Origin of the sequence: Streptomyces sp. G5(2025) (assembly GCF_049542075.1) — a bacterium.
GTDB lineage: Bacteria > Actinomycetota > Actinomycetes > Streptomycetales > Streptomycetaceae > Streptomyces.
On the sequence record NZ_JBMUZT010000002.1, the window covers coordinates 873,576 to 899,903 of the forward strand.

At 70.6% G+C, this 26,328-nt stretch carries 18 protein-coding genes, 1 tRNA gene and 6 pseudogenes; 5 read left to right on the forward strand and 20 right to left on the reverse strand.

Annotated elements, in window-relative coordinates:
• The first annotated feature begins 120 nt into the window (after positions 1 to 120).
• Positions 121 to 813 carry a GntR family transcriptional regulator gene (locus ACOBQB_RS04285; protein WP_423588900.1) on the forward strand — a complete coding sequence of 231 codons (693 nt, stop codon included), beginning with the start codon at positions 121 to 123 and terminating at the stop codon, positions 811 to 813.
• A 271-nt stretch (positions 814 to 1,084) separates the two neighbouring features.
• On the opposite strand, the gene ACOBQB_RS04290 is transcribed toward ACOBQB_RS04285, so the two are convergent.
• Positions 1,085 to 1,858, reverse strand: a complete 774-nt coding sequence (locus ACOBQB_RS04290; protein ID WP_423588902.1) for a helix-turn-helix domain-containing protein — start codon at positions 1,856 to 1,858, stop codon at positions 1,085 to 1,087.
• Between the two features lie 328 nt (positions 1,859 to 2,186).
• On the opposite strand from ACOBQB_RS04290, the gene ACOBQB_RS04295 reads away from it, so the two are divergent.
• Together ACOBQB_RS04295 and ACOBQB_RS04300 are read left to right on the forward strand one after the other, a co-directional pair.
• Positions 2,187 to 2,636 carry a hypothetical protein gene (locus ACOBQB_RS04295; protein WP_423588904.1) on the forward strand — a complete coding sequence of 150 codons (450 nt, stop codon included), beginning with the start codon at positions 2,187 to 2,189 and terminating at the stop codon, positions 2,634 to 2,636.
• Positions 2,637 to 2,710: 74 nt separating this feature from the next.
• A complete protein-coding gene (locus ACOBQB_RS04300; protein WP_423588905.1) occupies positions 2,711 to 3,562 on the forward strand; it encodes a protein kinase domain-containing protein in 852 nt (283 codons plus the stop codon).
• A 169-nt stretch (positions 3,563 to 3,731) separates the two neighbouring features.
• Here the strand turns inward: ACOBQB_RS04300 and ACOBQB_RS04305 are convergent.
• From ACOBQB_RS04305 to ACOBQB_RS04345, 9 genes and pseudogenes are all read right to left on the reverse strand, one after another.
• Positions 3,732 to 3,819, reverse strand: a tRNA-Leu gene (locus ACOBQB_RS04305).
• Positions 3,820 to 4,013: 194 nt separating this feature from the next.
• Positions 4,014 to 4,513: pseudogene (locus ACOBQB_RS04310) on the reverse strand (aldehyde dehydrogenase family protein); the annotation flags it as partial.
• Between the two features lie 89 nt (positions 4,514 to 4,602).
• Positions 4,603 to 5,678: pseudogene (locus ACOBQB_RS04315) on the reverse strand (sugar phosphate isomerase/epimerase family protein).
• Between the two features lie 115 nt (positions 5,679 to 5,793).
• Positions 5,794 to 7,242, reverse strand: a complete 1,449-nt coding sequence (locus ACOBQB_RS04320) for a nucleotide pyrophosphatase/phosphodiesterase family protein (RefSeq protein WP_423588907.1) — start codon at positions 7,240 to 7,242, stop codon at positions 5,794 to 5,796.
• The gene (eboE, locus tag ACOBQB_RS04325) at positions 7,239 to 8,408 is read right to left on the reverse strand and encodes a metabolite traffic protein EboE (RefSeq protein WP_423588909.1); all 1,170 of its coding nucleotides are present in this window, start codon (positions 8,406 to 8,408) and stop codon (positions 7,239 to 7,241) included. The genes ACOBQB_RS04320 and eboE overlap by 4 nt, the downstream gene beginning before the upstream one ends.
• Before the next feature lie 3 nt (positions 8,409 to 8,411).
• A complete protein-coding gene (locus ACOBQB_RS04330; RefSeq protein ID WP_423588911.1) occupies positions 8,412 to 9,260 on the reverse strand; it encodes a TatD family hydrolase in 849 nt (282 codons plus the stop codon).
• Positions 9,261 to 9,268: 8 nt separating this feature from the next.
• Complete coding sequence (locus tag ACOBQB_RS04335) at positions 9,269 to 9,970, reverse strand: EboA domain-containing protein (RefSeq protein WP_423588912.1); 702 nt, start codon at positions 9,968 to 9,970, stop codon at positions 9,269 to 9,271.
• Positions 9,967 to 11,012, reverse strand: a pseudogene (locus tag ACOBQB_RS04340) (sugar phosphate isomerase/epimerase family protein). Before ACOBQB_RS04340 ends, ACOBQB_RS04335 begins: the two are co-directional and overlap by 4 nt.
• Positions 11,009 to 12,103 (reverse strand): SCO3242 family prenyltransferase, encoded by a 1,095-nt coding sequence (locus tag ACOBQB_RS04345; protein ID WP_423588913.1) that lies wholly within the window; start codon positions 12,101 to 12,103, stop codon positions 11,009 to 11,011. Before ACOBQB_RS04345 ends, ACOBQB_RS04340 begins: the two are co-directional and overlap by 4 nt.
• A 72-nt stretch (positions 12,104 to 12,175) precedes the next feature.
• On the opposite strand from ACOBQB_RS04345, the gene ACOBQB_RS04350 reads away from it, so the two are divergent.
• Positions 12,176 to 12,490 carry a hypothetical protein gene (locus tag ACOBQB_RS04350; RefSeq protein ID WP_423588915.1) on the forward strand — a complete coding sequence of 105 codons (315 nt, stop codon included), beginning with the start codon at positions 12,176 to 12,178 and terminating at the stop codon, positions 12,488 to 12,490.
• On the opposite strand, the gene ACOBQB_RS04355 is transcribed toward ACOBQB_RS04350, so the two are convergent.
• The 9 genes and pseudogenes from ACOBQB_RS04355 to ACOBQB_RS04395 all read right to left on the reverse strand — a co-directional run bounded on the left by ACOBQB_RS04355 (position 12,462) and on the right by ACOBQB_RS04395 (position 25,345).
• On the reverse strand, positions 12,462 to 13,799 hold the full coding sequence (locus tag ACOBQB_RS04355; RefSeq protein ID WP_423588917.1) for an inositol-3-phosphate synthase: 1,338 nt from the start codon (positions 13,797 to 13,799) through the stop codon (positions 12,462 to 12,464). The genes ACOBQB_RS04350 and ACOBQB_RS04355 overlap by 29 nt on opposite strands.
• Positions 13,800 to 13,954: 155 nt before the next feature.
• Positions 13,955 to 15,381, reverse strand: a pseudogene (locus ACOBQB_RS04360) (ThuA domain-containing protein).
• A 5-nt stretch (positions 15,382 to 15,386) separates the two neighbouring features.
• Positions 15,387 to 17,894, reverse strand: coding sequence for a PQQ-dependent sugar dehydrogenase (locus ACOBQB_RS04365; protein ID WP_423588919.1), 2,508 nt, complete (start codon positions 17,892 to 17,894; stop codon positions 15,387 to 15,389).
• 218 nt (positions 17,895 to 18,112) lie between these two features.
• Positions 18,113 to 19,116: pseudogene (locus ACOBQB_RS04370) on the reverse strand (sugar phosphate isomerase/epimerase family protein).
• 29 nt (positions 19,117 to 19,145) lie between these two features.
• Positions 19,146 to 20,357, reverse strand: coding sequence for a Gfo/Idh/MocA family protein (locus tag ACOBQB_RS04375; RefSeq protein ID WP_423588921.1), 1,212 nt, complete (start codon positions 20,355 to 20,357; stop codon positions 19,146 to 19,148).
• Between the two features lie 66 nt (positions 20,358 to 20,423).
• Complete coding sequence (locus ACOBQB_RS04380) at positions 20,424 to 21,464, reverse strand: substrate-binding domain-containing protein (RefSeq protein ID WP_423588923.1); 1,041 nt, start codon at positions 21,462 to 21,464, stop codon at positions 20,424 to 20,426.
• 48 nt (positions 21,465 to 21,512) lie between these two features.
• Positions 21,513 to 22,535, reverse strand: coding sequence for an ABC transporter permease (locus tag ACOBQB_RS04385; RefSeq protein WP_423588925.1), 1,023 nt, complete (start codon positions 22,533 to 22,535; stop codon positions 21,513 to 21,515).
• On the reverse strand, positions 22,532 to 24,049 hold the full coding sequence (locus ACOBQB_RS04390) for a sugar ABC transporter ATP-binding protein (protein WP_423588926.1): 1,518 nt from the start codon (positions 24,047 to 24,049) through the stop codon (positions 22,532 to 22,534). Before ACOBQB_RS04390 ends, ACOBQB_RS04385 begins: the two co-directional genes overlap by 4 nt.
• 114 nt (positions 24,050 to 24,163) lie before the next feature.
• Positions 24,164 to 25,345 (reverse strand): ROK family protein, encoded by a 1,182-nt coding sequence (locus ACOBQB_RS04395; RefSeq protein WP_423590384.1) that lies wholly within the window; start codon positions 25,343 to 25,345, stop codon positions 24,164 to 24,166.
• A 269-nt stretch (positions 25,346 to 25,614) separates the two neighbouring features.
• On the opposite strand from ACOBQB_RS04395, the gene ACOBQB_RS04400 reads away from it, so the two are divergent.
• On the forward strand, positions 25,615 to 26,040 hold the full coding sequence (locus tag ACOBQB_RS04400) for a PaaI family thioesterase (RefSeq protein WP_423588928.1): 426 nt from the start codon (positions 25,615 to 25,617) through the stop codon (positions 26,038 to 26,040).
• A gap of 37 nt (positions 26,041 to 26,077) precedes the next feature.
• Here ACOBQB_RS04400 and ACOBQB_RS04405 read toward each other — a convergent pair.
• Positions 26,078 to 26,326: pseudogene (locus tag ACOBQB_RS04405) on the reverse strand (FCD domain-containing protein); the annotation flags it as partial.
• Positions 26,327 to 26,328 lie beyond the last annotated feature (2 nt).

Here is a 26,328-nt window from a genome sequence, read left to right on the forward strand (position 1 = left end):
CCAGGCCCAGGCCCCCGGGCCCCGGCAGCTCGCTCGCGACCCGACCGCCTGCTCAACTGACAACGTGACATTGTACTTTGGTGCTCCGCGCGGGCGCGGGTACCACCGGAGGGGAGCACCATGGGGCACCTGAAGCAGAAGAACCTCATCACCACCAGGGAGCGACTGCGCGATCAGGTCGCCCACGCCCTGCGGGCCGCCCTGATCTCCGGCGAGCTGCGGCCCGGCGAGGTCTACTCCGCGCCCGGTCTCGCCGAGGACTTCGGCATCTCGGCGACGCCGGTGCGCGAGGCGATGCTCGACCTGGCCCGGGAGGGCCTGGTCGAGCCGGTCCGCAACAAGGGCTTTCGCGTCACGGAGGTCAATGAGCGCGACCTCGACCAGTACACGGAGATCCGCGGCCTGATCGAGGTCCCCATGATCGGCCGCATCACCCGCACCGCCGCCCGCGAGGACCTGGAGGTGCTGCGCCCGGTCGCCGAGGAGATCGTGCGCGCCGCCCGGAGCCACGACCTGATCGCCTACCTGGAGGCAGACCGCCGCTTCCACCTGTCCCTGCTCGCCCTGTCGGGCAACGACCGCCTGGTCGAGACGGTCGGCGACCTGCGCAAGCGCTCCCGCCTCTACGGCCTGACAGCCCTGGACGAGAGCGATCAGCTGACCCCGTCGGCCGAGGAGCACATCGAACTTCTCGACCTGATGCTGTCGGGCGACGCGGAGGCGGCGGAGCGGTGCATGGCACGACACCTCGGCCATGTCCGGTCCCTGTGGGCGAAGGGCGCGTCGACGGCCGCGCGACCGTCGCCACCGTAGATCCACCCCTCGCCCCTCGGGCATACACGAAAAATCCCCGCGACCTCTGAGAGATCGCGGGGATCATGACGTGCGATGCGAGATCGCTTCGCCACTCTGTGTCCGAGGGGGGACTTGAACTCTCCACTCGGGCACCAGCCCATTAGTTAGCTGACCTGGGGAAACGTACCTCAGGAGGTGCCTTCATCGTGGTTGCCGTTGGTCATGCTTACCTGGCGTTTCTGCCCGTTCCCGGCCGCTGTTGGTCATGCGTTGGTCACGTGACCAACCCCTACTCGGGAGGGCGGCTGTACCGCTCCAGCGTGGCCTTACTGGTGGACGGGTCCATGAGTCGCAGCTCCCAGGGGCCGGTGTTCACGTCGAAGTCCTTCCCGAACCCGATCCATTTCCCGGCCATGCGGCGCCCGGTGGGCTCCACCAGCATCTGAATCGCTCCGTGGTAGCGAGCGCCTTGGTAGTAGCCATCCGGGGCGGTCTGCTCCGTCCACGTACCGGTCACCACGAATTGGTCAAGGGTGAGGTCGAGGGACAGGGGACTGTCCGGGTTGCTGCTCGCTCCCGGCAGGCTCCGGGCCGTAAGCCGGTTCCCCGTCTGAACGATCACTACGTAGTGCTTGCCCTCGTACGTGCTGTCTCGGCCGGACGAGTAGTACTCATAGTGGGAGAGCCATACGCCGCCATACTGCCCTGCGGGTTCCGTCGCCGTATCCAGGTCTCCGGATGCGGCTGCCACACCTTCGGGTGCTGGGTCCATGTCGTGGCCCCCTGCTCCATCGTCGTGCACTCGTGCCATGACAGACAGTGTGAACCCGAGGTCCTCGATCCGGCGCCTCGTGACATGCTCCAGAGCGCGAACGTACGCCGCACGGGGGGATTTGCTTTGGCCCCCTTCCCAGCGCTGCACGAGTCGCTTGCTGGCGTCGTTGGGCTCTCCGAGGTCGTTACCGGCTTTACGCAGGGCTTTGGCGAACTCTTCCTGGCTCATGCGCATGGAGAGCCGTACCGCTCGCAGCGTGTCGTTCGGGACCAACACCGTGGCTGTCATGTGATCCACGCTAGCCCCAACGTCGCTGGAATGACACCGAATTGACGCCCCCAACGGGCGTCGCTCCGACGCCTGGTTTGACGTCGCGATGACCTGGGGTGCTCGGCAACCATCACAACGTGACGTCGAAGAGGGGGAGGCCTCGATGAGCGAAGAAGCCCGGAGCCTTCTCCGTACCACTCCGGGACACATGCTCTGCCCGTCCGGATTGCATGAGATCCCGTACCACCTCGACTTCGCCCGGTGCGACGAACACGGAATCACTCTTCTGTGGCACGAGCCGCACCCGGAGACCACCGACCGTTCTTCCCTAGACGGAGGTTCCAGCATGGCCACAGCAGTGGAATACAAGACCGGGGCATCCCTGGTCGACGAAGAGACCTTCGCTCGCATCGTCCTGTTCATGGTGAACGACCCGCAGTTCAAGGAGGACCCGAAGCACGCCCCCGGCATCCTCGATCAGGCGTTGGCCTACTACGGAGCAGTGGCCGTCCACGCGGGCGACCCGCTCATGCCGTCCGAAGCGGTGGACCGTGGCGTACACGCGATCCTGCTTCACACGCGGGAGTCGCACGACCTCTTCAACCGCATCGCGGGCCGCTTCCTGCACCACAACCCGCACCCGGAGCGTGGCGGGCGTCCGGCGGCTTCCTTGGCGGAGACCAAGGCGGCGATCCGTGACGCCGGGTACGTCGTACAGGACAAGTTCTGGGCCACCGTGGAAGGCGGCGTCTCCCAGTGCGACAGCGATGACGGAAGGCCCTACTCCACCGTGTAGGGATCTCGACACCAGCAAGTGGACCGGTCCCCGCTCTGGGGCCGGTCCTTCGCGTTTCGGAGAGGATGGCCAACGTGACTGAGACGACGATGCCGAGCGAGGTGCTGAGCGTTGTTCAGCCCGTGGCTTCACGGATGGTTGCTGAACGGCGTGGATCGAAGGTATGGGAAGCGGAGTCGAAGGAACACGGACGCGTCGCCGTAAAGGTCGGAGCCCCCATTGATGAGGAACGGGGGTACACCGCCCTGGCACCGGCCCGTGAAGCGTCGGTCCTGCACGCCCTGGGACGCCCGCATGTCGCTTATGGCACGTGGGAACGAGGCACATGGAGCGTCCAGCCCTGGTACGACGGGGACGGCCTGTGGCCCCTGTGGTCCGAGCACAGGAGCGACGCGTCCGCCCCCATCGACTACCTGACGGCCGCAGAATGCGTGGAGGCCGTCGACCGGCTCCACAGCGACGGCTGGTGTCACGGTGACATTCAGCCCGCCCACCTGATCGTCACCGGTGAGAAGGATGGCGTACGGCTGATCGACCTGGCCTTCGCCCGGGGCGGCACAGTGAAGAATCTGTACGACTTCCCCTATCCAGGGTGTCTGGTCCACTACGAGGCACCGGAGATCTCCCGCAACGTGCTGGCGACCGGCAGGGCCGTCCCGTCCCCCAGCGCCGACGTGTACGCCCTCGGGGCGTCGCTGCTCATCTCTGCCACGGGCAAGAGGGCCATGTTCTACCCGGATGACGCGGAGCGACCGGTGCAGCGTCATGCCGTGGTGGACAACAAGCGGCGTCCGTTCGATCTGCCCGCACCATTCGGGACCATGATCGACGCCATGCTCAGCTATGAACCGTACGACCGACCCCCGCTGTCTCACGTAGCGGCCGAGTTCCGGCGAGCGGCCAAGGAAGCCGAGCGCGACCACTGACGCCACGCCGAAGCAACGAAAAAGCCCCGGCCCAAAATGGGTCGGGGAGCCAACAGGCTCGGCCTGTCATCCCTGCTCTGACCTGGGAACTCTCGGGGCTGTTGATCAGGTGGTTGGTCACGCCACACCTCAGAAAAGCAGAAAACCCCTGGTTAACAGGGGTCTTAGCTGGTGTCCGAGGGGGGACTTGAACCCCCACGCCCGATAAAGGGCACTAGCACCTCAAGCTAGCGCGTCTGCCATTCCGCCACCCGGACTAGGTGTCTGCCGCCTTGCGGGGTGTTCCCGCGGCGACATGGACAACAATACCAAGGTTTCGGAGTGCCTTTCACCTGCGTATCCGCTCGCCGGCCACCGGATGCACGGTGGGCCGCGTCACCCCTCTCCACGCTCTCACCAGGAGTGATGGGGCGATTACGGAGACTGTTGGGGCCCTGTCGGTCCGGCCCGGCTAGGCCATGAGGCGGTAGCCGGGGCATTTCCCCGGCGGCCGCTCCCCCGCCGCGCCCCGCGTGACGGCGCGCACGCTCAGCTTCGCCGCCGACGAGCGCGGCACACCAGGACGCGCGCGCCGAAGCCGCCGAAGAGCTCCGCACGGTCACCGCGCGAGCGCGGTGCGCCACGGCCGGTCTTGAAGGCGCGGATCTGTGGTGCCAGGCGTTCGTACGTCGCCGGGTCGTCGGTGGAGAGCGTGGCGACCAGCGCGCCGTTCGACGTGTTCGTGGCGGCGAGCAGCTCCTCCTCCGTGTCGACCAGGACGATGGTGTCGACCGGACCGAACGGCTCCGCGTGGTGCAGCGGAGAGGAGGGCGGCGGGTTGAGAAGGGTGACGGGGTGGAGGGAGGCGCTGGTCTCCTGACCGGGCAGGAAGCGGTCCGGGTCCGCGGCACCCCGGTCCCGCGGGACGGCGTCCCGCTCGATGGCCTCGGTGACCTGGTCGGTCGGTTCCTTCGTCGCCCGAAGCCTGCGATGGAGACACGGAGGGGCTCTCCCGATGGCGGGAGGGCCCCTCCGTGTCGTGCCAGGCATCGATACAGGGGTCAGTCCCCGCAGCGCCCGGAGCGCAGGGAGTGCAGGTGTTCGCTGGACTTGCGGGCGAAGGCGTAGGACTCGACCGGGTTGTCGTGCTCGGTCTGCCAGTGGTGGTAGCGCCGCCCCTGGTGGGTGCGCGCGGTCACCTTCGAAAGGAACCTCTTGTAGTCGATGTCGCCGTCCCCGACGTCCGACATGCGGTAGCCGTCGCGGGTCGTCTCGTCACGCACGCCGTCCTTGACGTGGAACAGCGGATAGCGGTGGGGCTGCTTGAGTACGTAGTCGACCGGCTCGAAGGGGGCGGGTGTGCCGTCAGGGCGCTTGCCGAACCGGAATTGCGCGCAGTAGGCCCAGTAGATGTCCATCTCCAGAAACACGTGATCGGGGTCGGTCTCGGCGAGCAGTACGTCGTAGAGGCGCACACCCGGCTTGTCGGTGGCGAAGGAGAACTCCTCCGCGTGGTTGTGCTGGTAGAACTTCATGCCGCGCTTGCGGGCCGCCTCGCCGTACGTGTTGAAGTCGTCCGCCGCGCGCTTCCAGGCGTCGACGGTCGAGCCGTAGCGGAAGGGGCCCGATGCCGTCCCGATGTGCTTGAGGCCGAGTGCCTCGGCGTCGTCGAGGACCTTGGTGAGGTTCTGCGCGAACGTGTACGCGTTCGGGTTGTTGTTGTCGTAATAGCCGACATGGGAGCCGATGGGGTTCAGTCCGTGGTCGCGGGCGAGCGCCTTCAGCCGGGCGAGAGTGATGGCGCCCGCCGAGCCCTGGCTGTATCCGGCGAATTCGATCTCGTCGTAGCCGTACTTCTCCAGCTCCGCGAAGACCGCGGCGAAGCCGAGGGTGGAGACCTTGTCTCGGAGACTGTAGAGCTGGATGCCGAGGCGTCCCGGGGCAGGACGGGGCGGCCTCGGCCCTTTCCTCCCGCCGCGACTCCCGCCGCGACTCCGGCCACGGCCTCTCCCGCCGCGGCCGGAGTCGCGGTGCCGAGGAGGGCGGCGGCGGTGGCGCCCGCGGCGACGCCGAGCATGCCGCGCCGGCTGAGTCTTTGGGCGAGTTCTGGGTCGGCTGGGGTCGGCTTGCGGGTCATGGGGTTCTCCTCGGCTGACTCAGGGTCGTGTCAGGGATCGGTTCGACATGCGGTTCAGGGTTCGCTGGGGGTCGGACCCTGATGGCAGGGTCCGAGCTGTCTGGTTCAGTGGAGATCAAGCAGATGCAGCGGCGCGGGCGGGCCGAGTGCAGTGCGGGCCCGGGTGCACGCCGGCGAATTGGAGCAGGAGCGATTTCACATCGGTGGCCGCGACGCGGCCGTTGAGAGCGCGGGGGGTGGAGCACAGGATGAGCGGACCTTCGTCTTCGCTCGTGGGGAGGCGGCCGTGGCTGCCTCGAATAGGTGAGGGGTCCAGGGGCACGACCGCCATGCGGTAGCGCATGCCGAGCTTCTTGCGGGCCAGTGCGCCGGCGGCCTTGACGCGGACGTAGGGGTCCTCGGGGTCCATGAAGAGCTCGGCGGGGTCGTAGCCGGGTTTGCGGTGGATCTCGACAAGCTGCGCGAAGTCGGGCGCGCGCTCGTCGTCGAGCCAGTAGTAGTACGTGAACCAGGCGTCCGGTTCCGCGACGGCGACGAGTTCACCCGAGCGCGGATGATCCAAGTGGTGTGCCTTCTTGCCCTCGTCGTCGAGGAGTTGCTCGATGCCGGGGACGTCCTGGAGGGCGGCGCGGGTGACGTCGAGGTCTTCCGACCGGCGCACATAGACGTGGGCGATCTGGTGGTCGGCGACGGCGAAGGCGCGGGAGGCCATCGGGTCGAGGTACTCCATGCCGTCCTGGGTGTGTACGTCGAGCAGGCCCGCGCGGCGCAGCACGCGGTTGATGTCGACGGGCCGGTTCACGCGGGTGATGCCGTATTCGGAGAGTGCGACGACGGTGCGGCCCTCGGCTCGGGCGTCGTCGAGGAGCGGGGCGAGGGTCGCGTCCAGGTCGGCGGCGGCTCGGTGGGCGCGCGGGTCGTCGGGGCCGAAGCGCTGAAGGTCGTAGTCGAGGTGAGGGAGGTAGCACAGGGCGAGGTCGGGTCGGCGGGTGTCGATGAGGTGCCGGGTGGCGTCCACGATCCAGCGGCTGGAGACGATGTCGGCGCCCGGCCCCCAGAAGTGGAAGAGGGGGAACGTGCCGAGTTTGTCGGTGAGTTCGCCGTGCAGGGCCGGGGGCCGGGTGTAGCAGTCCGGTTCCTTGCGGCCATCGGCGTAGTAGACGGGGCGGGGGGTGACGGTGTAGTCGGTGTCGGCGCCCATGGCGTACCACCAGCAGATGTTGGCGACGGTGTAGCCGGGATGCGCGCGGCGGGCGGCGTCCCACAGCTTGTCGCCGGCGACGAGTCCGTTGTGCTGGCGCCACAGGAGTACGTCGCCGAGCTCGCGGAAGTACCAGCCGTTGCCGACGATGCCGTGCTCGGCGGGGGTGGTGCCCGTGAGGAAAGTGGACTGGGCGGCGCAGGTCACGGCGGGCAGGACGGTGCCGAGCGGGGCTCGGGATCCGGACTGGCCGAGGGATGTGAGGCGCGGCATGTGATCGAGAAGACGGGGGGTGAGGCCGACGACATCCAGGACGAGGAGAGGGGTGGGCCCGTGGTGCGGGGCGGTCGGGGGCTGACTCATGGAAGTTCCTTCAGGCCGAGGTCCGTCAGGAGGTCGCGGGTGAGAGCGAGTTCCGCGGCGATGCCCTCGGCGAGCTGGGCGCGGCCGCGGGGGCGCAGGGCGGGAGGCAGGGCCTGCCAGGTGTAGGTCTCGACCTCCAGATGACGGGTGAGGGGGGTGGTGCCGCCGACGAGTCGGGTCAGGGCGTCCTGGAGCACGGGCAGGGTGGAGGTGAGCGGTGCGGCCGGGTCCGCGTGGAGGGGGATGTGGAAGTGGGCCCGCCAGGGATACGTGTCGGGCAGGGCGTTGCCGGTGAGGGCTTCGCCGAGGTCGTCGGCAGCGCGCAGTCCGCTGCCGGTCAGGGCGCGGGTCTGGTGCAGGAAGCGGGGCTCGTCGAAGGCGGCGAGGGCCTCGCGCACATCGGGGAGATGGGGGTGTTCGGCATGCAGGGCGGCGGAGAGCTGGGATTTGACGATCGGGATGCCCGCTTCGGCGAGGGCGTCGAGGGCGGTCTCCGGGTCCTCGAAAGAGGTGGCGAGATGACAGGTGTCGACACAGATGCCGATGCGGTCGTGGCCGACCGCGGTGAGCGGGGCGATGGCATCGGCGGTGGTCTCGACGGCGCAGCCCGGTTCCGGTTCCAGGCCGACGCGGATGGAGCGGCCGGTCAGCTCGTCGAGGGCGTCAAGGCGCTGGGCAAGCGCGGTGAGGGCGGTGCGGGCGGTCTCGGCGCGGACGGCGTCGAAGGGGGTGCGCCAGGCCAGGGGCAGGGTGGAGATCGTGCCCTCGGTGACGTCGTCGGGGAGCAGGGCGGCGAGCAGCCGGGCGAGGTCGGTGGTGTGGGCAAGGCGTTCGCGGTCGGACCAGTCCGGCTTGTACACACGGTACTTGACCTCTTCGGCGCCGAAGCCCTCATAGGGGAAGCCGTTGAGCGTCACGACTTCCAGGCCGCGGCGGTCGAGTTCGGTGCGCAGGCCGCGCAGGGCCGCCGGGTCGGTGACGAGGGCGCGGGCGGCGTCCTTGGCGAGCCAGAGGCCGATGCCGATGCGGTCCCTGCCGAGCCTCTTGCGCACGGGTTCGCAGTGGTCGCGAAGCTGGGCGAGGACGCCTTCGAGGGTCTCGGCGGGGTGGACGTTCGTGCAGTAGGCGAGGTGGACGGTGGAACCATCGGGGTGCCTGAAGCGCATGGCTCACGCCCCGCCGCGCAGGATGGAGTTGCCCTCGTGGGTGGCGTCCGTGCCGGTGACGTCCAAGGCCAGCCGGCCGCTGAGTCCGTAGAAGGCGACAGGATTGCGCCACAGGACCAGGTCGACGTCGTCCTCGTCGTACCCGGCCGCGAGCATGGCGTCGGCGACCTTGCGGGTCTTGAGCGGGTCGCTCTTCCCCCAGTCCGCCGCGGAGTTGACCAGGACCCGCTCGGGACCGAACTCCCGAAGGATCTCGACCATCCTCGCCTCGTCCATCTTGGTGTCGGGGTAGACGGAGAACCCGAGCCAGCAGCCGCTGTCTTTGGCTTCCTTGACGGTGGTCTCGTTGAGGTGGTCGATCAGGACGCGCTCCATGGGCAGCGCGGACTCACGGATGACGTCGATCGTGCGGCGCAGGCCGGCGAGTTTGTCGCGGTGCGGGGTGTGCACGAGCGCGGGCAGTTCGTGGTCGGCGGCCAGTTGAAGCTGGGTGATGAGTGCGGTGTCCTCGGCGGGCGTCATGGAGTCGTAGCCGATCTCGCCGACGGCGACGACGTTGTCCTTGACGAGATAGCGGGGCAGTTCGTCAAGGACGGGGGTGCAGCGGGGGTCGTTCGCCTCCTTCGGGTTGAGGGCGATCGTGCAGTGATGGGCGATGCCGTACTGAGCTGCGCGGAAGGGTTCCCAGCCGAGGAGGGAGTCGAAGTAGTCGTAGAAGGAGGCGGGCGAGGTGCGGGGCTGACCGAGCCAGAACGCCGGCTCCACGACCGCGCGGACGCCCGCCGCGTACATCGCCTCGTAGTCGTCGGTGGTTCGGGAGGTCATGTGGATGTGGGGATCGAAGAGGCGCACCGGGACTCCTACTCCTCGCCGGTCGAAGGGGCCGTGGGACCTGAGGGAGCCGTGGGGCCTGAGGGAGCGCTGGGGGGCGAGATCGGCCCCGGGGTGGTCAGGGCCAGGACACGGTGTAGGTCACCGGGAACGGGGCGGCCCGCCGCAGTGCGTTCGCTCGCATAGTCACCGAGCATGCGGGCGAGTTCTCCGTCGCCTCGGGCGCGCCTCGGGAGGTCGGCGACAGCGTCCACGGGCACGCCGGTGAACAGGCACTTGAGGACGGCATGGCGCCAGTCGTGCGGTGCCAGGTGCGCGGCGGCGTACGGGCCGACGGCCGCGGCGACGAGCCTGGTGTCGTTGGTGCGCAGGGCGTCCTGGACCAGCGGCAGGGCTTCGGGGCCCGGCACCAGGTGCGGCAGGGCGTGCAGGACGGCGCGTCGCTCGGGAGCGGTGCCCTGCGCGTACACCCGGGCGAGGGTGGCCGGGTCCGCGGACGCCGCGTGCAGCAGCAGGACGCGGGCGGCGTCGGCGTGGTCGGGCCCGCAGCGCCGTCCGGCCTCGGCGATCCGCAACTCCCAGGTAGGGATGGGCCCGCGGTGCTGCGGTTCGCTCCGCTCGGCGTGGGCCGCGGCCTCGGCGGTGGCCTGGTCGAGCCAGGCGCGGGCGGCTCCGCCGAGGTCGGCTTCGAGGCGGGTGCGGAGGGCGGTGATTCCGGGGGTATCGGTCACAGGGTTCCTCCTTCGGCGGCGGTCGTGGGGACGGCAGTGGCGGGGTCGACGGTGGCGGTGGGGATGGTGGTGAGGGCGGGAGCTTGGGTCGGCACGGGTTCCGGGGTCGCCGCCGCCTCGGCGGCTGTCTCGGCCGCTCGGCGAAGGAAGTCGAGGGAGTCCGCGGCGAGCTGGGGCCGGCGTGGGAATGGCGGGGCAGTTCGACGACGGTGAGTCCTTGGTAGCCAGTGGCGGCCAGCGCCGCGAGGACGGGCGGGAAGTCGATCTCCCCGTCCCCGAAGGGCAGGTGCTCGTGGACACCGCGCCGCATGTCCTCGATCTGGACGTGGCGCAGCCAGGGCGCGACGGCGCTTACGCAGTCGGCGGGCGAGAGCGGTTCGAGGCACTGGCAGTGGCCGATGTCGAGGGTCAGGCCGAGGAGTGGGGGTTCGGGGTCGCCCAGCTCGCGGCGGAGGTGGTGGAAGTCGGTGATCGAGGAGAGGAGGTGGCCGGGCTCGGGTTCGACGGCGAGCGGGACACCGGCGCCCGACGCGGCGTCGAGGACGGGGCCGAGTGCGTCGGCGAGCCGCTTCCACGCGACGTCGTCAGGGGTGTCGTCCGGGCGGATGCCGCTGAAGCAGTGAACAGCGTGGGCGCCCAGGTCGGCGGCGACGTGGACGGCGCGGACCAGCAGACGTACGCGGTCGGCCCGCCGTTGCGGGTCGGGGTCGAGGAGGGAGGGGCCGTGCTTGCGGCGCGGGTCGAGGACATAGCGGGCGCCTGTCTCGATGGTGACGGTCAGGCCGAGGCGGTCGAGCGTGCGTGCCACGTGGCGCGTGCGGGAGGCGAGATCCGGGGTGAGGGGATCGAGGTGCATGTGGTCGAGGGTCAGACCGACACCGGCGTAGCCGAGGTCGGCGAGGAGACCGAGAGCGTCGTCGAGACGGAGGTCGGTGAGGCCGTTGGTGCCGTAGCCGAAGCGGAGCGGGTTGCTCGGGCCTCCGGTCGCGCTCTCGGGCAGGCGCGAGCGCGGGTGCGGATCCCGGGGGGTGGTGCCGCTCATGTGACGCTCACCTTCCGTGCGAACTTCCGGGCAGCCGGGGCGAGGGCGGCGGTGAAAAGCGCGGTGCCCGTGGCGCCCGCCCGGGCCGCGAGCGCGGCCTGTAGCGGGATCATGGCGCGGATCCCACCGCCGACGGCTCGTTGGGTGAGGGGAGGTGAAGGGTTGAGGGCGGCGTGGAAGAGGGGCTTGGCGGCGGTCCCGGCGTAGGCGAGAGCGAGGGCGGCTCGCAGGGCTTGGCGGGGGGTATGGGAGGGGGTCCGAGCACCGGCACCGACCCTGGCCCCGGCATGGGCCCGGCCACGGGTACGGTCGGCAACCCCGGCGCCCCCACCCTTTGGGCGGCCGCCCTGCCTCCCGGCGATGAGCCGGGCCAGGGCTGTCGTCACTGCCAGCGCGGCCAAGGGGGCTGCCGAGGAGCCTCCCTCGGCTTCACGGCGGGAGACCACCGTGACGGCCAACGTGTGGGCGGCGAGAGCACCGGCGGAGGGCACGGCGTGCTGGGCGCGCAAGCTGTTACCCGGGCCCGCCGTGGCGGTCGCGCCGAGGAGCAGGTCGAGGCCCCGTGCGGCGGCCATGGCCGCGGGGCCGGCGGGGGTGTGCTTCAGGCCCAGGTCGTACGCCCACACCGTGCCGGCCAGGGTGCCCGCCACCGCCAAGGCGGGGCGGCCGGCGCGGGAGGCGAGGGCCAGGCCCGTCGCGGCGAGGGCGGCCGCCGCGGCGAGGGCGGCGGGCGGGCTGATGCGGCCCGACGGCAGAGGGCGCTCGGGGCGCTCGACGGCGTCGTCGGCTCGGTCCGCCCAGTCGTTGAGGGCCATGCCGGCTTCGTACAGGCAGAGAGAGGAGGTGAGGGCAAGGAGAGTGCGGTGGTTGGTGCGCACGCCGGTCGCGGCGGCCCCGGCGAGTGCGTCGCCGGGAACGGTGAACAGCGCCGGGAGTCGGAGCAGTTCGGCCCAGTCCCGCGCGGCGGGGCGTGCGGCGGCACCGGCGGCGGAACGCCTCGCAGGACCCCCGGCGGAGCTCGCATCCGGCCCCACGACGAAGCTCCCGGGCGCCCCCGCCTCCGCCGCCCCCGCGACGAAACTCCCGGACACCCCCGAAGCCGGCCCCCGGCGAAGCTTCCGGGCGCCTCCGCGGACGGCCCTGCGGCGGAACCACCGGCAGAGTTGGCGGCGGTCCCCGCAGCCGATCCAGCGGCCGACCCCGCAGCGGAGCCCACGGCCGGTCTCGCGGCAGCCGACCCCGCCGCCGACTCCCCGGCCGCAGAACTCACCGCCGAACTCCCGGCGGCGGAGCTCGCATCCACCCCCGCGACGAAGCTCCCGGACGCGGCGGAGTTCGCCGTCGACTCCCCGGCGGCGGAGTTCGCATCCGCGCCCGCGGTCGACCCCCCAGCGGCCACCTCTGACCCCGACGTCGGCCCCGGCCCCGTTCCCGATCCCCTCGTCGGGCTCATCGGCTGTCCCGGAGGCGGTCGGTGAGGGTGAGCAAGGCTGCGTACTGTTCCCCGAGCGCGGCGGTCGCGCCGTCGTCCGGGTCCTTGAAGTAGAAGGCGAGTTCCGGCAGGGGGCCGGTGAGGCCCCGCTCGTGGGCCCGGGAGATCAGGCGTGCCAGGTCGAGGATCAGGGGCGCTGCGAGAGAGGAGTCGCAGCCCTGCCAAGTGGTCTGGAGGACCATGCGGGTGCCGAGGAAGCCGTCGAAGGCGACGTGGTCCCAGGCGGTCTTCCACTCGCCGAGGGAAGGGACGTCGTCGATGTGGACCTCGCCTTCGGGGACGGTGCCGAGGGTGTCGGCGAGGACGCGTTCCTTGCCGGCGTTCTTGGCCGCCGCGGCGGCGGGGTCGGCGAGGGCCGCGCCGTCGCCGCCGCCCAGGAGGTTCGTGCCGGACCAGGCGCGTACGGCGAGCGCCCGCTGCGCGAACATCGGGCCGAGCACCGAGCGGAGGAGGGTCTGCCCGGTCTTGCCGTCCCGACCGGCGTAGGGCAGCCCTGAGGTGCGCGCGGCCTCGGTGAGGCGGGGGTGGTGCAGGCCTGTGGAGGGGGCGAAGTTCACGTAGGGGCAGCCGGCCCGCAGCGCCGCCGCGGCGTAGAGCGAGCTGGCGGGCAGCCGCGTGCCGCCACCCGGAGCCGCCTTGCCCACCGGAGCCGCCCCGCTCCCCACATCACCAGCCCCAGCCCCATCCCCAGCCCCATCCCCAGTCCCAGCCCCAGCCCCAGTCCCAGGCCCAGGCCCATCCGTATCCGTATCCGTATCCGCAAGGACCGGTTCCGTGGAGGCGACGTTGATGACGACCGTGCGGGCCAGTCCACGGCGGCGCATGAAGTCGCGTAGATCGGCGGTGAAGGCGTCGATCAGTTCCTCGTCGGTGCGGGTGTCACCCGGCAGGGGACCACCCGGGCGTATCTCGGCATCCACCGCGGCGAGTTCGGCGCGCACGGCTGACGGAAGGCCGTTCGGCAGCACGCCACCGGCGGCGAGTTCCTCGGCCCGCTTGGGCAGAGGGCAGTTCGCGGTGTCGTGGCCGCCGAAGACGAGTGACGACAACGTTGGCAGGCCGCAGTCCGTGAACGGCGGTGTCTCGGTGGCCATGCCGATCGGCGGGTGCAGTCCGGCTGCCACGGCCGCGCACCCCGCCACGGCCGTGGTCGCGACCGACCCCCTTGCACCGATCAGCCAGACCCCGACGGAAGAGGAAGAAGAAGCGGAAGGCTTGGCATGGCGAACGGCGGATGCCGGGGGCGGGGCGGACTCTGCGGGCACGGGGGACTCGGACACGGCTGCCTCCTGCATGACTCAAGAGCTCAGGAATCAGGGATCAGGGATCAGGGATCAGGGATCAGGGATCAAAGCTCACGGCTCACGGCTCACGGCTCACGCGTTCACGAAAACTGCCTGTGTGGTGCGAGACGGCGGGCGGAGGTCCGGCGTCCTCCGCCCGCCGCCGTCTAGTGACCGGCGCCCGGTCGTGCCGCGGGCAGGTCCTTCACCCGGATGTTCCGGAAGGAGACCTCATCGGCACCGCCGTGGTTCTGGATGCCGATATGCCCTTGGCGCAGGCTTCGCGCCGGATCGGTGTTGGTGAAATCGTTGATCTTCACGCCGTTGAGATAGACGCGAAGGCGTTCGTCCTCGACGCGGATCTCATACGTGTTCCACTCCCCCGGTGAACCAGGTGAACCAGGTGAACCCGGTGAACCCGGCGGGTTCAGCGCCCTGTCGCGCTTCTTCAGGTCGGCCGACTTGAAGCCGTAGACGGAGCCCGTGGTCTTCTCCGGGACGTCCGTGGCGTCGATCTGGATCTCGTAACCGTTGTTCACCGCCGACCAGGGGTCGTCGGATGCCGGGAAGCCGACGAAGATCCCCGAGTTGTCGTCGCCGCGCATCCGCCAGTCGAGCTTGAGGGAGTACGCGCCGAGCTGGCGCCGCTCGTACCAGAGCATGCCCATGCCTCCGACGGTGGTGAGCGTTCCGTCGTCCTCGTTCAGCGCGAAGGACCCGGGCCGGCCTGTTTCCAGGCGGCCAGGGACGCCGCCTTGCCGTCGAAGATCGGCGTGTACCCCTTCTCCGGGCGGCAGTCCGCCTGTGCGGCGCCGACCGCCCAGCGGATGCCGCCGAGCAGGTGCCGGCGGAAGGCCGGTTCGGCGTACGACTCCTTGGTGTGGCCGCCGCCCGTGTAGAAGGAGCGGCCGCCCTGGTAGTCGCTCTGGCACCAGGCGATGGGGTGGTCGCCCGACATCGTGCCGCCCGCGTACGACGACTCGTCGAGCGAGGCGAGGACGCGCGCCCGCTCGCGCGGATTGGAGCGGTAGTTGTACCACTCGTCGGTGCGCTCCCAGACCCCGGCGCCCAGGTGGGATGTCGCCGGGTGCGCGTGGTCCTCGACGTGGGCCTTGGCCCGCTGGATCGCGGGGTGCGACTGGAAGTACGCGCCCGCCAGCCCGCCGTAGAAGGGCCAGTCGTACTCCGTGTCGGCGGCGGCGTGCACCCCGGCATAGGCGCCACCGCCGCGGATGTAGCCCTCGAAGGCCCGCTGCTGCTCGGCGTTGAGGACGTCCCCGGTGGTCGAGAGCCAGACGACGGCGTCGTACCTGCGCAGGTTCTTGGCGGTGAAGGCCCCCGCGTCCTCGGTCGCGTCGACGGCGAAGCCGCCGTCGGCGCCGAGTTCTCTGACGGCCGCCACCCCCGTGGGGATCGAGTCGTGCCGGAAACCCGCCGTCTTGGAGAAGACCAGGACGCGCTCGCCATTCTTGCCCTCACCACCACCCACGCCCACACCCGCACCCACGCCCACACCCGATGCCGGGCCCGACACGCACCCGATGAGCAGGGCCGCGGTCGCCGCCGTGGTGAGCAGCCGCGCTCGTCCGCGCATCGCGCTCACCTCTTCCCTCCGGCCGCGGCCCTGGTCGTGAACGTGAAGTCGTCCACGTCGTACAGCGCCCCCGACCTCTCGCCCGTGCGCGTGCCCTTGAAGACCAGGTAGAGCGTCGTGGTCTTCGACGGCGCCTTGGTGACCGCCGCGCTGACGTCCTGGTACGTCTCCCATGAGCCGGTCGGCTCGACCTTCGCGGTGCCGAGCAGCCTGCCGCGCACCGATCCGCTGCGGACCTCCAGGGTGCCGCCGGGTCCGGCGGAGGCGACGCGCGCGGTCAGCTTGGTGGTGTTGCCGAGGAGGTACGGCTTGAAGGAGATCCAGTCGCCGTGGTGGATGTCGCCGACGGTCTTGCCGCCGTGTGCCGGGGTGTGGTTGACCACGGACACGCCCTTGGAGTCGCCGTAGTGCTCTGCCTGGCGGTGTTTGGGCTGGACGACGTTCTGGTCGTGGGTGGTCAGCGCGGGCTGGCCGTTCGCGCCCTTGTCGGTGTACTCGGCGTCGAAGACTCCGAAGATGTTGGCGTTCGGGTCGTGCTCGCCGTCCGCGGACGTCTGGATGGTGCCGGAGCAGCCGTTGACCGAGGTGACCGGGTGGCCGTGGCTGTCATGGCCGAGGATGTGGGTGACCTTGACCTTCGCACAGTCGATGGGGCCGGTGGCGCCGTCTTCCGCGTCCGTCACCTTCACCTTGAAGGGCACCTTGTCTCCGAAGGTGAACAGCTGCCCGTCGCCCGGGAGTTCCAGGGTGACCTTCGGCGCGGTGTTGCCGACGGTGATGTGCGCGCTGGCCGAGCCGGTGCGGCCGGTGGAGTCCGTGACGGTCACGGTGGCGGTGTAGACGCCGTTCTTCTTGTACGTGTACGTGGGGTTCTGCTGGGTCGATTTGCCGCCGTCGCCGAAGTCCCAGGCGTAGGTCAGGGTGCCGCCGTCGGCGTCCGTGGCCTTGGCCGTGAACGTGGTGCGCAGCGGGGCCTGGCCGCTGGTCACCGACGCGCTCGCCTCGGTGACCGGCGAGTGCCCTGTCGTGGCGTTCTCGATGCGGAAGAGACCGGAGTTCTCGTCGCCGCCGAACCAGGCGGTGCCGTAGTCCAGGACGTAGAGCGCGCCGTCGGGGCCGAACTCCATGTCCATGACCTGGGTGCCCGTCCACGGGAACGGGTTGATCTTCGAGACCGTGCCGTCCGCGCCCTGTTCGATACGCTTGATCCAGCGGCGGCCGAACTCGCCCGCGAAGAAGTCGCCGTCGTAGGTTTCGGGGAACTTCACCGGGGAGTCGTTCGCCGCGTCGTGGCGGTAGACGGGACCGGCCATCGGGGACTCGGAGCCGGAGCCGAACTCGGGGACCGAACCGCCGTCGTACGGAATCCAGGCTTCCTGGGCGGGCGGCAGCTCGGCCAGGCCGGTGTTGTAGGGCGAGTCGTTCTTCGGCTTGGCGCAGTCGAAGGGCGCGCCCGAGGTGCCGGTGGCGAAGTCGTAGTCGACGTAGGCGTCGTTCTTGCCGGTGCAGAAGGGCCAGCCGAAGTTGCCGGGCTTGGTGACGCGGGCGAACTCGACCTGGCCGGCGGGGCCGCGCTTGGGGTCGGCCGCGCCCGCGTCGGGGCCGTAGTCACCGACGTAGACGGTGCCGGTCGGCTTGTCGACGCTCATCCGGAAGGGGTTGCGGAACCCCATGGCGTAGATCTCGGGGCGGCTCTTCTCGGTGCCCTTGGGGAAGAGGTTGCCGTCCGGGACCGTGTACGAGCCGTCGTCGGCGACCTTGATGCGCAGGATCTTGCCGCGCAGGTCGTTGGTGTTGCCGGCGCCGCGCCGGGCGTCGTAGGCGGGGTTGCGGCCCGCGCGCTCGTCGATGGGGGTGAAGCCGTCCGAGGCGAAGGGGTTGGAGTCGTCGCCCGTCGAGAGGTAGAGGTTGCCGTCCTTGTCGAAGTCGATGTCGCCGCCGACGTGGCAGCAGATGCCGCGGCTGGCGGGGACGTCGAGGACCTTCTTCTCGCTGGCGGTGTCCAGGGTGCCGTCGGCCTTCAGGACGAAGCGGGAGAGGCGGTTGACGCCGTCGAACTTCTTGAAGTCCTCGGCCGTGCCGTTCTCCGGGGCGTCGCCGGCGGGGGTGTCGAGCGGCGGTGCGTAGTAGAGGAAGATCGCGCGGTTCTCGCTGAACTTCGGGTCGACGGCGACGCCTTGGAGGCCCTCTTCGTCATTCGTGTAGACCGGGACCCTGCCCGCGATCCTGGTGTTGCCCGCCGCGTCCGTCAGCCGCAGCGTGCCGTCGCGTGAGGTGTGCAGGACCGAGCGGTCGGGGAGCACGGAGAGCGTCATCGGCTCGCCGACCTCCGGCTCGCCCTTGGCGAGGGTGACCTGCTGGAAGTCCTCGGCGGCGGGCGCGGCCGCCGCGGGTGGGTCGGCGGGGGCGGCCCCGGCCGTCGGCGCGGCGAGGGTCAGCGAGGCACCGGTGAGCAGCGCGCCGGTGAGCAGGGCGAGGGCCTGCTGGCGAAGTCTTGGGCGTTTCCTGTGCACGGGGTTCCTCCGGAGGGGACGGTTGTACGCGGGTGTGTGCGCCGTGCGCCGGGGTGCGCCGTCACCCCGGGCCTCAAGTCAGGAAGTCGAGCTGTCCTGTTTCATGTCCTGTACACATCAGGGACGGTAGCCAGGTTTGTCCCGGGCGGAAAGCCCTTGTGCGGCAGAGAAGTTGAGCTTTTTCCCTTCACTGGACAAACACAGTGCGGTGGTGGCGGCTAGTCGGAGCCGCCGAACGCGGCGTCGAACGAGGCGGTCGGCGCCTCGAAGTCGTACGCCTTCAAGCGCGTGAGGGCCTCCGGGGCGCCCTGGAGGCGGTCCATGCCGGCGTCCTCCCACTCCACCGAGATCGGGCCCTCGTACGCGATGGAGCGCAGCATGCGGAAGACGTCCTCCCAGGGGACGTCCCCGTGGCCCGCCGACACGAAGTCCCAGCCGCGCCGCGGGTCGCCCCACGGCAGGTGGGACCCCAGGCGGCCGTTGCGGCCGTCCAGGCGGCGCCGGGCCTCCTTGCAGTCGACGTGGTAGACGCGGTCCCGGAAGTCGTAGAGGAAGCCGACCGGGTCGAGGTCCTGCCAGACGAAGTGCGAGGGGTCGAAGTTGAGGCCGAAGGCCGGGCGGTGGCCGACGGCCTCCAAGGCCTTGTGCGTCGTCCAGTAGTCGTACGCGATCTCGGACGGATGCACCTCGTGGGCGAACCGCACGCCGTGCTCGTCGAAGACGTCCAGGACGGGGTTCCAGCGCTCGGCGAAGTCCTCGTACCCGCGCTCGATCATGGACTCGGGGCCGGCGGGAACATCGCGACCAGGTGCCAGATCGCCGAGCCGGTGAAGCCGACGACGGTGTCGACACCGAACGCGGCGGCGGCCCGCGCGGTGTCCTTGATCTCGGCGGCGGCCCGCTGCCGCACGCCCTCCGCCTCACCGTCGCCCCAGATCCGGGCGGGCAGGATCGCGCGGTGCCGCTCGTCGATGATCGCGTCGCAGACGGCCTGGCCGACCAGGTGGTTGGAGATGGCCCAGCATTCCAGGCCGTACTTGTCGAGCAGGGCGTGCCGCCCGTCCAGATAGGCCGGGTCGGCGAGTGCCTTGTCGACCTCGAAGTGGTCGCCCCAGCAGGCGAGTTCGAGACCGTCGTAGCCGAAGTCGCGGGCGAGCCGGCAGACCTCTTCGAGCGGCAGGTCGGCCCACTGGCCGGTGAAGAGTGTGAACCTACGGGGCATATCCGGGCCTCCTCGAAACTTGACTCTGCTCAGGCTGGGACCAGCGTGTACACGGAGTTCTTCGCCGCGCTCTCCTCCACCGCCGCGAGCACCCGCTGCACGGAGAGACCGTCGGCGAAGGAGGGGTGGGGCCGCGTTCCGGTGGCGATGGCGTGCAGCAGGTCGCGGGCCTGGTGCACGAAGGTGTGCTCGTAGCCGAGTCCGTGGCCCGGGGGCCACCAGGCGTCCAGGTACGGGTGCTCCGGTTCGGTCACCAGGATCCTGCGGAAGCCGGAGGACGCGGCGGGCTCGGTGTGGTCGTGGAAGGAGAGTTCGTTCAGGCGCTCCAGATCGAAGGCCAACGAGCCGTCGGCGCCGTTGAGTTCGAGCCGCAGCGCGTTCTTGCGGCCCGCGGCGAAACGCGTCGCCTCGAAGGAGGCGAGCGCCCCGGACGGGAAGCGGGCGGTGAAGACGGCGGCGTCGTCCACCGTCACCGCGCCGCGCCGCGCGCCGCCCGCCGCGGTGAGCCCGCTGGAAGCGCCCTCCAGCAGCGGTCGCTCCCGGACGAAGGTCTCGGTGAGCGCGGACACCCCCGCCACCTGCTCCCCCACCAGGTACTGCGCGAGGTCGACGATGTGCGCCCCCAGGTCTCCGAGCGCGCCGGAGCCGGCATGTTCTTTGAGCAGCCGCCACGTCAGCGGGAACTCGGCGTCCACGAGCCAGTCCTGAAGGTAGGTCAGGCGCACGTGCCGCAGCGTCCCGAGCCGTCCCTCGGCGACCATCCGCCGGGCGAGCGCGAGGGCGGGCACCCGACGGTAGTTGAAGCCGACCATGGCCACCTGGCCACGGGAGCGGGCCCGTTCGGCCGCCTCGGCCATGGCTTCGGCCTCCTCGACGGTGTTGGCGAGCGGCTTCTCGCACAGCACGTGCTTGCCCGCCTCCAGGGCGGCGACGGCGATCTCCGCATGGCTGTCGCCGGGGGTGCAGATGTCGACGAGGTCGACGTCGTCCCGGGCAAGCAGGGCCCGCCAGTCGGTCTCGGCGGCGGCCCAGCCGAGCCGGTCGGCGGCGGCGCGCACGGCGCCCGCGTCACGTCCGCAGACGGCCGCGAGCACCGGCTCGACCGGCAGGTCGAAGACGCGCCCCACGGTGCGCCAGCCCTGGGAGTGGGCGGCGCCCATGAAGGCGTAGCCGACCATGCCCACGCCCAGAGGACGCCGCTTCCCTGCCGCTTCAGGGGCGGACGGTTCCGTCTCACGCATGCGGTACTCCTCGTCGTCGACGCTCGGTGGGGATGGTCAGGCCGCCGCCCGGTAAGAACGCGCGCATCACTTGAAGCCGGTGGACATGTACTGGCCGACGTTCTCCTTGTCGACCACGGCCGAGTACAGCGTGATAAAGGCCGGGATCTCGAACTCGGCCATGCCGCTGACGCCCTTGCCCTGGCCGAGGGCACGCGCCAGATCGATCGCGGAGGCGGCCATGGTGGGCGGGTAGAGGACGGTGGCCTTCAGGACGCTGTCGTCCGCCTCGATGGCCTGGAAGGCGGAGAGCGCGCCCGCGCCGCCGACCATCAGGAAGTCGTCGCGGCCCGCCTGCTCGATCGCGCGCAGGGCGCCCACGCCCTGGTCGTCGTCGTGGTTCCACAACGCGTCGAAGTTCTTCTGCGCCTGGAGGAGTTGGGACATCTTCGACTGCCCCGACTCGACGGTGAACTCGGCGGCCTGGCGGGCGACCTTCTTGACGTTCGGGTAGTTCTTCAGGGCGTCGTCGAAGCCCTTCGTGCGCTGCTTGGTGAGTTCGAGGTTGTCGAGCCCGGCCAGCTCCACCACGCGCGCGTTCTTCTTGTCCTTGAGCTTCTCGCCGATGTAGTGGCCGGCGCTCAGGCCCATGCCGTAGTTGTCGCCGCCGATCCAGCAGCGGTAGGCCTGCGGGGAGGCGAAGACGCGGTCGAGGTTGACGACGGGGATGTTCGCCTTCATGGCCTTCAGGCCGACCTGGGTGAGCGCCTTGCCCTCGGCCGGCAGGATCACCAGGACGTCGACCTTCTTGTTGATGAGCGTCTCGACCTGGCCGATCTGCGCGGCGGTGTCGTTGGAGCCCTCGGTGGCCTCCAGCGTGACGTCGGAGTACTTCTCCGCGCGCTGCTTGGCGTTGTCGTTGATGGCGTTGAGCCAGCCGTGGTCGGCCTGCGGGCCCGCGAAGCCGATGGTGACCTGCTTGCCGGGCTTGTCGTCGGCGACCTGCCGGCTCTTGTCGTCGGAGTCGTCCTCCTTGGGGTCGTTGCTGGTGCAGCCCGTCAGCAGGGCTCCGGAGGACAGGGCGGCGGCTCCGAAGAGGAGGCCTCTGCGGCTCGTGTGGGATGGCATGACTGAAACCCCTCAGCTCGGGAAGTGGTTGCCGTGCGTCTCAGGAAGTCAGGAAGTGACGGCCGTACGTCGTTGGACCAGGACCGCGGCGACGATGATCGCCCCCTTGGCGATCTGCTGGGTGGCGGTCTCCAGGTTGTTCAGCGCGAAGATGTTGGTGATCGTCGTGAAGATCAGCACGCCGAGCACCGAGCCGGTGATGGTGCCCCGGCCGCCGCTGAGCAGGGTGCCGCCGATGATCGCCGCGGCGATGGCGTCGAGTTCGTACATATTGCCGTTGGTGTTCTGTCCCGAGCCGGACAGGACGATCAGCAGGAACGCCGCGATGCCGCAGCACAGGCCCGAGAGCAGGTACAGATACAGCCGCTGCCTGCGTACGTCGATGCCGGCGAGGCGCGCCGCTTCCGCGTTGCCGCCGACCGCGACGGAGCGGCGGCCGAAGGTGGTGCGGTTGAGCAGCAGCCAGCCGACGACGGTGACGGCGGCGAAGACCAGGACGAGCGGTGGGATGCCGAGGACGTAGGAGTCGCGTTCGCCGAGCTTCAGCACCCCCTCCACGGTGACCATCTGGGTCTTGCCGTCGGTGATCTGGAGGGCGAGTCCGCGGCCCGACGCCAGCATGGCGAGGGTGGCGATGAACGGCACGATGCCGCCGTACGCGATGAGCAGGCCGTTGACCAGGCCGCACCCCATGCCGACGACGACGGCGGTGAAGAGGACGCCTGCGAAGCCGTACTCCTGGGTGGCGACCGTCGTCGCCCAGACCGACGCCAGCGCGACGATCGCGCCGACCGACAGGTCGATGCCGCCGGAGATGATCACGAACGTCATGCCGACGGTGACGACGCCGATGACGGAGGCCTGGGTGAGGATCAGCTGGACGTTGTCGGTATCCAGGAACGAGTCGGGCCGGGTGATGCCGCCGATCACGATCAGCGCGGCGAGCACGCCGAGCAGCGACAGGGTGCGCACGTCGGCGCGGGCGAGCGTGGCGCGGTACGGGCTGCCGCCGTCGTCGGCCGGTGCGGGCTTGCGGGCGGCGGCCTCGGCCGCCGGGGCGGGCTGGGTCATGACGCCGGGCTCCCTTCGAGGACGAGGTCGAGTACGCGGTGTTCGTCGAGTTCAAGGGCGGGCGCGGTGTGCACGACGCGGCCTTCGCGGAGCACCAGGACACGGTCGGCGAGGCCGAGCACCTCGGGCACCTCGCTGGAGACGAGGAGCACGGCGAGGCCTTCGTCGGCGAGGCGGCGGATCACCGCGTACAGCTCGGCGCGGGCGCCGACGTCGACGCCGCGCGTGGGCTCGTCGAGGAGCAGGACCCGGCAGCCGCGCAGGAGCCAGCGGGCGAGGACCGCCTTTTGCTGGTTGCCGCCGGAGAGGGTGCGCACGGGGACGGAGGGGTCGTCGGGGCGCAGCGACAGTTCGCGGGTGGCGGCTCGCGCGGCGTTCCGTTCGGCGCCCCGGTCGAGCCAACCCCCGTATGAGAAGCGGGTTATGGAGGAGACCGATACGTTGCGGGTGACGGACTCCAGCATGAGCAGGGCCTGTGCCTTGCGCTCCTCGGGGGCGAGGCCGAGGCCCGCGCGGACGGCGGCGCGGACGCTGCCGGGTCGCAGCGGACGCCCCTCGACGCTCACCTCGCCCGCGGTCGGCTTGCGGGCGCCGTAGATCGTCTCCAGGATCTCGGAGCGTCCCGAGCCGACGAGTCCGGCGAGTCCCACGATCTCGCCGGGGCGCAGGTCGAGGTCGAGAGGTGCGAACTCGCCGGGACGGGTGAGGCCCCGGACGGCCAACACCGGCCGTACCCCGGCCTGTGGCGTGGGGCGCTCAGGGAAGACGTACTCGACGTCGCGTCCGGTCATGAGCGCCACGACGTCCTTGGTCGGCGTGGACTTCGCGGGCAGGCCGCCCGCGACAGCGCGTCCGTCCTTGAGGACGGTGACGCGGTCGCCGATGCGGCGGATCTCTTCGAGGCGGTGCGAGATGTAGACGACGGCGACGCCGGCGGCGGTGAGGTCGCCGACGATGCGGAAGAGGTTGTCGACCTCGTCGGGGTCGAGGGCCGCGGACGGCTCGTCCATGACGATGAGGCGCACCTCGTGGGAGAGCGCGCGGGCCATCGAGACGATCTGCTGCTGGGCGGCGGAGAGGTCGCCGACGAGGCGTCCTGGATCTATCTCGGCGTGCCCAAGTCGCTTGAGAAGCTCGGCGGTTGCCTTCCTCGCCTCCCGGCCGCGCACCACGAATCCGGCGGCGGTCGGCTCGTGTCCGAGGTGGACGTTCTCGGCGACGGACAGGCCCTCCACCAGGTCGAGTTCCTGGTAGATGGTGGCGATGCCGAGCCGCATGGCGGCGATGGGCGAGCGCAGGGCGGTACGTTCGCCGCGCCAGCGGATCTCGCCGCCGTCGGGCTGGTGGGCGCCCGCGAGGACCTTGATGAGCGTGGACTTCCCGGCGCCGTTCTGGCCGAGGAGGCAGTGCACTTCCCCGGCCTGGACCTGGAGGTCGACGCCGTCGAGGGCACGGACGCCGGGGAACGACTTGGTGATGCCGGACATGGTGAGCAGCGGTGGTTGTGGTGCCATGGCGGTTCCCCCAGGCGGGTGCGTACGTGCCGGTCTCAGGGCAGGGCGAGGCGAGCAGGGCAACGCAGGGCGGAGCGGTGTGCTGTGCTGGGTGAGGTGTGACTTACGTGCCGGTCAGGCCGGCGAGAACAGGTGGTCGCTGATGAGCCGGGCGCCGCCGATGACCCCGGCGGTGGGGCCGAGTTCGCCGAGGACGATGGGGAGGTTGCCGGTCGCCAGCGGCAGGGACTGGCGGTAGACCTGGGTGCGGATCGCGGCGAGCAGGGTGTGGCCGAGCCCGGTCACGCCGCCGCCGATCACCACGAGGCCGGGGTTGAAGAAGCTGACGAGGGCGGCGAGGACCTGGCCGGTGCGGTTGCCGCCCTCGCGGATGAGGTCGAGCGCGGTGGCGTCACCCGCGGCCGCGGCCGCCGCGACGTCGACGGCGCTGAGCCGCCCCGCCTCGCCGAGCCGCGCGGCGAGCTCCGCCGACCGCCCCTGGGCGGCCGCCTCCTCGGCGTCGCGGGCGAGCGCCGCACCGCTGAAGTAGGCCTCCAGGCAGCCCGTGTTGCCGCAGGCGCACGGCCGTCCGTCCGGTTCGGCCTGGATGTGGCCGATGTCGCCGGCGCTGCCCGTCGTACCGCGGTACACCGCGCCGCCGACGACGATGCCGCAGCCGATGCCGGTGCCGATCTTGACGCAGAGGAAGTCGCCGACGGAGCGTGCGACCCCCGCGTGCTGCTCCCCCATGGCCATGAGGTTCACGTCGTTGTCGACCATGACCGGGCAGCCCAGCTCCTGGCTGAGGGCCTCCCTCACGGGGAAGCCGTCCCACCCCGGCATGATCGGCGGGGCGACCGGGACGCCTTCGGGGAAGCGGACCGGCCCGGGGACACCGATGCCGGCGCCGTCGAACCCTTCCGCCAGCCCGGAGGCCTTCAACTTGGCCGCCATGGTGAGGACTTGCTCGAAGACCGCGACCGGGCCCTCGCGTACGTCCATGGGCTGGTTGATGTGGCCGAGGACCTCCAGCTCGGCGTTGGTCACCGCGACGTCGACCGAGGTCGCGCCGATGTCCACGCCGAGGAAGCGCAGCGCCGGGGCCAGGCGGATGTTGTGGGAGCGGCGGCCGCCGCGCGAGGCGGCGAGTCCGTCGGCGACCACGAGCCCGGTCTCCAGGAGCCGGTCGACCTCGACGGCCAGTTTGGACCGCGAGAGGTCGACCAAATCCCCCAGCTGGGCACGGGAGTTGGGACCGCCGTCACGCAACAGCCGCAGCAGTCGCGCCTGGTGCGCGTTGGCGGGTCGAGCCGTCATACGTCTCACGCGCCCCTCCCCGCCTCATCGGGCTTCCTCCGAGCTTTCGTGGGGAACGTAGCAGCGCGTGCCGGGGGTGGGAAGAAGTTGCGCGGAAAATGCCCCCGACTTTCTCCAGTCACAGGACAAAGAGCGCTCGGTCGACGTCTCCTGGAACACCGGGCATCCGCTCCCCGTGGCCGTGGCCGCTTACCTCCGGGGTAATCGACGCCGTGGGGTGCCGTGCCGCACGATGGTGGGCGCCACGACCCCCCAGTGGAAGGTCACCCATGTCGGACACCTTGCCCCAGAGCGATCTCCGGGCCCAGCTGCTCTCCGCCGTCCCCTTCGCCGCCCATCTCGGCATCGCCTTCGACGAGGCGGGACCCGAGCGCGTGGAAGGCACGCTGCCGTGGTCCCCTGAGCTGTGCACGGCGGGCGGCGTGCTGCACGGCGGGGCGCTGATGGCGCTCGCGGACACGGTCGGCGCGGTGTGCGCGTACCTCAACCTGCCCGAGGGCGAGGCCACGTCGACGATCGAGTCCAAGACGAACTTCCTGCGGGCCGTGCGCTCCGGGACGGCCCGCGCCGTGGCCCGCCCGCTGCACGTCGGCGGCTCCTTCATCGTCGTACAGACCGAGGTGTACGACGATCAGGGGCGACTGGCGGGACAGACCACGCAGACGCAGGCGGTGCTGGCGCCCAGGAGCAAGTGAGCGGCAACACCAGTTGGCGCCATGGGTTAGCGCGGGACTAGTGCGCCTCGCGCTGATGGTAGGTCTGCCGGGCGTGTTCCGTGTGGGTCCGCATGATCTCCGTGGCGCGCCGCTCGTCGCGGTCGGCGATCGCGGCGCTCAGCTCACGGTGCTCCAGCCAGGGCTGGCTGCCGCGCCGCCGGGCGACCGGCGTGCAGTACCGGCGGACCCTGCGGTCCACCTGCCCGGCGAGTTCGGCGAGTTCGGCGAGGACGACGTTGCCCGCGAGCTCCATCACCTTGGGGTGGC

What these genes read in the sequence shown, in the direction of transcription:
- eboE (WP_423588909.1), bottom strand. Translation starts at nt 8,408, where the DNA reads ATGCGCTTCAGGCACCCCGATGGTTCCACCGTCCACCTCGCCTACTGC.
- ACOBQB_RS04290 (WP_423588902.1), bottom strand. Translation starts at nt 1,858, where the DNA reads ATGACAGCCACGGTGTTGGTCCCGAACGACACGCTGCGAGCGGTACGG.
- ACOBQB_RS04390 (WP_423588926.1), bottom strand. Translation starts at nt 24,049, where the DNA reads ATGGCACCACAACCACCGCTGCTCACCATGTCCGGCATCACCAAGTCG.
- ACOBQB_RS04295 (WP_423588904.1), top strand. Translation starts at nt 2,187, where the DNA reads ATGGCCACAGCAGTGGAATACAAGACCGGGGCATCCCTGGTCGACGAA.
- ACOBQB_RS04355 (WP_423588917.1), bottom strand. Translation starts at nt 13,799, where the DNA reads ATGCAGGAGGCAGCCGTGTCCGAGTCCCCCGTGCCCGCAGAGTCCGCC.
- ACOBQB_RS04385 (WP_423588925.1), bottom strand. Translation starts at nt 22,535, where the DNA reads ATGACCCAGCCCGCCCCGGCGGCCGAGGCCGCCGCCCGCAAGCCCGCA.
- ACOBQB_RS04375 (WP_423588921.1), bottom strand. Translation starts at nt 20,357, where the DNA reads ATGCGTGAGACGGAACCGTCCGCCCCTGAAGCGGCAGGGAAGCGGCGT.
- ACOBQB_RS04395 (WP_423590384.1), bottom strand. Translation starts at nt 25,345, where the DNA reads ATGACGGCTCGACCCGCCAACGCGCACCAGGCGCGACTGCTGCGGCTG.
- ACOBQB_RS04320 (WP_423588907.1), bottom strand. Translation starts at nt 7,242, where the DNA reads ATGAGTCAGCCCCCGACCGCCCCGCACCACGGGCCCACCCCTCTCCTC.
- ACOBQB_RS04400 (WP_423588928.1), top strand. Translation starts at nt 25,615, where the DNA reads ATGTCGGACACCTTGCCCCAGAGCGATCTCCGGGCCCAGCTGCTCTCC.
- ACOBQB_RS04380 (WP_423588923.1), bottom strand. Translation starts at nt 21,464, where the DNA reads ATGCCATCCCACACGAGCCGCAGAGGCCTCCTCTTCGGAGCCGCCGCC.
- ACOBQB_RS04285 (WP_423588900.1), top strand. Translation starts at nt 121, where the DNA reads ATGGGGCACCTGAAGCAGAAGAACCTCATCACCACCAGGGAGCGACTG.